Annotated in this window: 5 protein-coding genes; all 5 read left to right on the top strand. The window is 45.7% G+C overall.

The window, feature by feature from the left end:
* Positions 1–102: 102 nt before the first annotated feature.
* Positions 103–1,380, top strand: coding sequence for an O-acetylhomoserine aminocarboxypropyltransferase/cysteine synthase family protein (locus BFN00_RS08720; RefSeq protein ID WP_044109001.1), 1,278 nt, complete (start codon positions 103–105; stop codon positions 1,378–1,380).
* Between the two features lie 296 nt (positions 1,381–1,676).
* Positions 1,677–2,564: an SDR family NAD(P)-dependent oxidoreductase gene (locus BFN00_RS08715; RefSeq protein WP_044108999.1), complete on the top strand. Its 888-nt coding sequence runs from the start codon at positions 1,677–1,679 to the stop codon at positions 2,562–2,564.
* 226 nt (positions 2,565–2,790) lie between these two features.
* The gene (gene hisIE / locus BFN00_RS08710) at positions 2,791–3,573 is read left to right on the top strand and encodes a bifunctional phosphoribosyl-AMP cyclohydrolase/phosphoribosyl-ATP diphosphatase HisIE (RefSeq protein WP_005263919.1); all 783 of its coding nucleotides are present in this window, start codon (positions 2,791–2,793) and stop codon (positions 3,571–3,573) included.
* Between the two features lie 15 nt (positions 3,574–3,588).
* Positions 3,589–5,091, top strand: coding sequence for a UvrD-helicase domain-containing protein (locus BFN00_RS08705; protein WP_071851160.1), 1,503 nt, complete (start codon positions 3,589–3,591; stop codon positions 5,089–5,091).
* Between the two features lie 41 nt (positions 5,092–5,132).
* Complete coding sequence (locus tag BFN00_RS08700) at positions 5,133–6,515, top strand: ATP-binding protein (RefSeq protein ID WP_005263922.1); 1,383 nt, start codon at positions 5,133–5,135, stop codon at positions 6,513–6,515.
* Positions 6,516–6,929 lie beyond the last annotated feature (414 nt).

Below are 6,929 nucleotides of genomic sequence, written 5' to 3'. Positions count from 1 at the left end.
TACTTTCGCAAGAGATCTATTTATTTCAATAAAATTGCACTTTTACTCATATGTGAAAATGCTACACTCAAGCCATAAACTTAAACAAGAAGATCAAACAGAATGAGCTATAAAGCAGAAACCCTTGCGATTCATGCAGGTTATACCCCTGAAGCAACCACCAAAGCTGTGGCAGTACCGATTTACCAAACCACGTCTTATGCCTTTGACAATACTCAACATGGGGCCGATCTCTTTGATTTAAAGGTTCAGGGCAATATCTATACCCGAATTATGAACCCGACCACTGCGGTTCTGGAACAACGTGTTGCAGCGCTTGAAGGTGGAATTGGCGCCCTGGCTTTGGCCTCTGGCATGGCTGCGATTACTTATGCGATTCAAACCATTGCTGAAGCCGGTGACAACATTGCTTCTGTGTCAACGCTTTACGGCGGTACCTATAACCTGTTTGCCCATACCCTGCCAAAACAGGGTATTGAAGTCCGTTTCTTTGATTATGAACAACCGGAAAGTCTGCGTGACTTGATTGATGAAAAAACCAAACTGGTCTTTGTCGAATCGATTGGTAACCCGCTGGGTAATATTATTGATCTGGAAGCCATTGCTAAAATTGCACATGAATATGGCGTGCCGGTCATTGTCGACAATACTGTTGCCACCCCAGTACTACAAAAATCTTTCGATTTCGGTGCGGATATTGTAGTGCATTCCCTGACCAAATATATCGGTGGTCATGGCAATTCCATTGGCGGCATCATTGTGGATAGCGGTAAATTCCCGTGGGGTAAATACCCTGAACGTTTCCCTGCCCTGAATACGCCTGACCCAAGCTACCACGGCGTCAACTACGTCGAGGTTTTGGGTGAAGCTGCTTATATCGCTCGTGCCCGTGTGGTGCCGCTACGCAATACCGGCGCTGCGATCAGTCCGCAGAATGTGTTTTTGATTCTGCAAGGTCTGGAAACCTTAAGCCTACGGATGGAACGTCATACCAAAAACGCACTGAAAGTCGCTGAATATCTGCAAAAACATCCGAAAGTGAAATGGGTCAATTACGCTGGCCTGAAAGATCATCCACAGCATGCCTTGGCACAAAAATATGTGAAAGGTAAACCGTCTGCCATTCTGACCTTTGGGGTAGAACATGGTCTCGAAGGCGGCACACGTTTTATTGATGCCCTGCAATTGTTCACCCGTCTGGTCAATATCGGCGACGCTAAAAGTCTGGCCTGCCATCCGGCGACTACTACGCATCGTCAGTTGAATGCTGAAGAACTGAAATCTGCCGGTGTCAGTGAAGATATGGTTCGTCTTTCCATTGGTATTGAACATATTGATGACCTGATTGCCGATCTGGAACAGGCGCTGGCGACCGTTTAAAAACGGTGCCCGAGCCGATTCGAAACCTCATCATTTTGGTGAGGTTTTTTTATTTATTTTCTAAAACAGCCACTTGCTTTGCTTTTTATTTTCATGTTAAAAGTTAAATGAAAGAGTGAACACAAATAGAGCAATTACTCTAATTTTTATTTTAATTTCAATAGTTTAATTTATAGATTTTCCTGAAGAATTGGTTATCATATCTGGACTCACCTTCGCTCTCATCTTCTGTTAGAGCGCCATAGACCTTTAATAAAAATAATTTGAACGCTGACTTCAAATTAGGGATAACAAATGTGAAAACTAGACTACACAAACAACTGGAAAAATCTGTTGCAGGTAAAACCGTCCTGATCACCGGCGCATCCAGCGGTATTGGGTTAACGACGGCACATCAACTGGCCGATGCAGGTGCGCATGTTTTACTGGTGGCCCGTACTCAAGAAACCCTAGAACAAGTAAAAGCAGACATTGAAGCCAAAGGCGGCAAAGCCTCAATCTTTCCATGCGATTTAAACAATATGGAGGCGATTGATGAGGTCTCCAAACAGATCATTGCCTCAGTCGATCATATTGATATTCTGATCAATAATGCGGGTCGTTCGATTCGTCGCGCCGTGCATGAATCGGTCGACCGCTTCCATGATTTTGAACGAACCATGCAGCTGAACTATTTCGGCGCCGTGCGTCTGGTCATGAATATCCTGCCGCAAATGATGATTCGTCGCGCGGGTCATATCATTAACATCAGTTCGATTGGCGTACTGGCCAATGCCACCCGTTTTTCGGCCTATGTTGCTTCAAAAGCTGCGCTGGATGCCTTTAGTCGCTGTCTGTCTGCAGAAGTACATTCGCATAAAATCGCCATCACCTCGATCTATATGCCTTTGGTACGCACTCCGATGATTGCACCAACCAAAATTTATAAATACGTCCCGACACTTTCTCCGGAACAGGCAGCTGACCTGATTGCCTATGCCATCGTGAAACGTCCGAAGAAAGTTGCGACCGGTTTGGGTCGTCTGGCCTCGATTACTTATTCGATTGCTCCGGATATCAACAATGTTCTGATGTCGATTGGTTATAACCTGTTCCCAAGTTCAAGTGCCTCTGTGGGTCAACCACAAAAATTAAATTTGGTGCAAAAAGCATATGCACGGCTGTTCCCGGGCGAACACTGGTAATTTTTACTGGGATAATTTCCTGAAAATACGAGCCGCCGATCGGGCGGCTTTTTTGATGTCTCAGTTTTAAATCTCTAGGTGAAAGCAAGCTCATCTGGATCACACACGACATAGCCTGTCTTTATCGACACAGATTTTTGCCGCAAATGCTGCGAGATCACGTACACTATCTGCGGATATTTCCTATCCGTATTTTTATATTTTGATTGAAATGATGGAAACCCTTATGAACAACGCGCAATGGCTCGATGAAGTAAAATTTAACGAACAAGGATTAGTCCCTGCCATTGCCCAGCATCATCAAACTGGTCGTGTCTTGATGGTGGCTTGGATGAATCGTGAAGCGCTGGCACTGACGGCTGAGAAAAACCAAGCCGTGTATTTCTCCCGTTCACGTAGCAAGTTATGGCATAAGGGCGAAGAATCAGGACATTTTCAAACGGTACATGAAATCCGTCTGGACTGTGATGCCGATGTAATTGTGCTGCAAATTGAACAGCATGGCGGCATTGCCTGCCATACCGGTCGCGAATCCTGTTTCTATCGCAAACTCACGCCAAATGGCTGGGAAATTGTCGATGCACAGTTGAAAGATCCCTCTGCGATTTATGGCGAAAAATCCACGAATCCGCATACGCTGGCGATGGAAGCGTCAACCGCCCAATCTGAACAGGTCGAAGTCTTGTCCTATCTGGGTCAGATGATGGCAGAACGCAAACAGGCCGATCCAGATTCATCTTATGTGGCCAAGTTGTACCATAAAGGCCTGAACAAGATTCTGGAAAAAGTCGGTGAAGAAAGCTTTGAGACCGTGCTGGCTGCCAAAGATTTCAACGCTCAGGTCTCTGAAGACAATAAAAATGATCTGATTTATGAGGTGGCAGATCTGTGGTTCCATACTATCGTCATGCTCGGCTATTTCGACCTGGATGTGCAATTGGTATTAAATGAACTGGCACGTCGCCAAGGCTTATCCGGCCTGGTTGAAAAAGCCAACCGTCAGCATTAAGCCTTGAATTCATCTGTGTCTGATTTAAAAAAACCGACCGCGACCTATGAGCAGGCCACTGCCATTGATAACGCACGTCTGGGTAAATCCTTTAAGGTGATTGCCTATGCGGGCACAGGTAAAACCACTACCCTGCAAATGATCAGTGATGCCATGCCACAAAGACGTGGCATGTATCTGGCTTTTAACAAGGCCATTGCCAGTGAAGCGCAGGCCAAGTTTCACCGAGGTGTCGATTGCCGCACTTTTCACTCGCTGGCGTTTCGCAGTGTTCCACGTGGAGTCACTGACAAACTGCGCTTGCCACGCTTGAGTCCAAGTTTTATTGCCAAAGAATACCGGCTTGAACCGATGACCATGCGCCGTATGATGGGTGGGCGTTATGAAAAATATGTATTGATGCCTTCTCGTCTGGCAAGTTTGGTTGCCAATGCGGTCGGCTATTTCTGCTCGACCAGTTCGCAGTATCCTGCCCCGCGGCATATTCAGGCGCCAAGCTGGCTGCATTCGGATGATATCGAGACTTTACAGAAGAAACTTTATCCGGCAGTCGAGCGACGCTGGTTAGAGTCGATTGATCCAAATCATCAGGCCGGCATCGGTCATGACATTTACCTGAAACTCTGGGCGCTGTCTGAACCGAATATCCCGGCCGATTATGTGCTATTCGATGAGGCACAGGATGCCGATCCCTTAATGCTGGGGATTTTGCTGAAACAGCGCAGCACCCAGGTGATTTATGTCGGAGACGCGCATCAGCAGATTTATGCCTGGCGTGGTGCAGTCAATGCCATGCAGCAACTGCCCTTACCAGAATCACGTCTGACCACCTCATTTCGTTTCGGTCCTGAAATTGCCCTGAATGCCAATGCCATTTTAGGTGCCTTAAATGAAACTGTGCCTTTACTCGGCAATCCGCAATTAGACTCTAAAGTCGTGAATAAACCGCATACCAAAATGCGCGATGCAATTTTATGCCGGACCAATGCCCGCGCCATGGAATTGTTATTAGCGGGTTTAGTTCGTGGTGATAAAGTCAGCCTGCAAGCCGACCATGTCAAACTGAATCGTTTTGTCGATGCGGCTGCCATGCTGAAACAGGGCAAACGTGTGGTTGATGTGCCGGAACTAGCCTGGTTCAACTCCTGGCATGATGTCCATGAATATTGTGAAACCAATGAAGGTAGTGACATCAAGCCACTGGTCAAACTGGTGGACGAACATGGGACTGATCCACTAAAGAAAGCCCTGGCTAAAATCACCCCAATTGCCCAAGCCGATTATATTATTTCCACGGCACACAAGGCCAAAGGTCTGGAATGGGATCGGGTTCATATTGAAGATGACTATCAATTTAAGCTGAATGTAAAAGACCATAAAATTAGTGATGAAGAATTAAGATTACTTTACGTGGCCTGTACACGTGCTAAAGTGAGTTTAAATATTCATCACATTTATGACCTGATTCAGCAACTGAAGATCAAAATGCCACAGTCGCTTCGGCAGGCAGTCGGTTAAAGTGCATGGCATGGATGTAAACCTCATAGGACAGGTGATCTATGCACATCCAAGCGTTTCAACTGAAACATACCCTGCATTTTTCCGACATTCAGCTTCAGTTTAATTATCCGCAATGCCCGGTCACCTTGATTCTGGGCAATCAGGGAACTGGCAAAACTACGCTTTTACGTTTTAGCTATCAGGCACTGACCTGGTTTGCAGCCCGTTATCGCGACAGCCGTGCTGCCGGTCTTGTGATGCAAGATCAGGACATCATGCAAAACCGGCTGCAATCCAAAATTGACATCCGGATTGGTTTTCCTGAAGAGATGGGCAGCTTGCCAGAATCCAGTCAGTCTGAGCCTGCAAACCTACAAAGCTGTTCATGGCAAATCTACAAGACCCTAAACAGTCAGGGTCTGGGTTTTAGCAAAGCAGAAACCTCACAGCTTGAAAGCATGCTCAGCCTGTATCACAAAGCCCGCTTGCACGATCCCCTGCTCGGTTTGCCGCTAATTGCCTATTATCCTGCTGAACGCTTTACCAATGAAGTCAATCTGCTCAGCAAAAATAACCCGGCCATTCTCCAGTCCGCACATGCTTATGAAATCGCTGCGATTCCTTTCACCACCTTTGCTCGTTTTTTTGAATGGTTTCGTGAAATCAGTGATATTGAAAATGCGCAAAGTGCCAAGATTATGGACCAGATTTTGGCGCGTGCCTTGCAGCAGCCTGAAAACAGTCGCGGAGATGAACTGGCTCGGCAGATCGAGAAAGCCCAGGCACATCTGCATGCACCAAATCTCACCGCTTTAAAACAGGCCCTGTCGCTGATCATGCCAGAAGTCAGCCAGATATATTTAAAATACCAGCCCAAGCTGCAACTGATGGTAACCTATCAGCAACAGACCTTTAGCTTCCAGCAACTGCCCAACAGTATCCGCAACTGGATTGCGCTGGTGGGTGATATTGTGCGGCGTCTTTGTCTATTGAATCCCAATAGTTTATTTCCATGTCAGGAAGGTACAGGTGTTTTACTGATTGATGCGATTGATCATCAACTGGATCAGGAGATGGCAGCAGTAATCCTGTCACGCCTGCATCAGGCTTTTCCTAACTTGCAGATTATTGCGACCGGCAACCGGCCTGAATTACTGGAACAGGCACACGCCTTTCAATGTCTGAAACTGGAAAATAAACAGCTGCACCCCATTCATCTTGAAAGTATGAAAACCCAGTTTGATCAGATCTACGCAGAGCTGGAACTGCAGCGAAATAAAGATATCTCGCCCGAAGATACTTTATTGGAAACGGTCACCGAACCCATCACACCGCTTGCTGTATTGCAAATGATTCAACAACAGTTAAATCCGGAACAGCAACAAGAATTGCTCGCTTTACTTGCTCAGGAGCATCATCCGACGCTACCTCAGTCGCTCTAAACAGATTCAAAAAAATAAGAGCGACTGTTTGAGTAAACAAGGAAGCCTTTTCAGCATTCTCTTTTTGCCCTGATTAAACTATTTTGAGTCAAATTTACAATCAATGCCTGCAATTTAATCTTAATTTTCGGTCACTTCTGGATGATCTGTTTAAGCATGCAGCGCCTGTTAAAACCGAGCCGGCGTATAATTTATAAGTTCTACATAAAAACGTTGATGTTGTTGTTATCCTGTAATATGATCGGTTTTATTTGCGAATTTCATTGTAAAATCGGAATTTGCTATCGTTTATAAGTTGCGCAATACAACTGTTTTATATTCTTTTTGAATATTCTTTTGGCTTTCAAGATTGAGAAGTTTGGGTCGCTCCTTGTGGTTCTGTAGTCCTTGAAAGATAAAGATTCACCTTAGGTT

The organism is Acinetobacter sp. AR2-3, from assembly GCF_001878775.1.
In the GTDB taxonomy this organism is placed as follows: domain Bacteria; phylum Pseudomonadota; class Gammaproteobacteria; order Pseudomonadales; family Moraxellaceae; genus Acinetobacter; species Acinetobacter lwoffii_D.
Note: the sequence above shows the minus strand (reverse complement) of the source record. Positions and strands in the feature narration are given on the sequence as shown.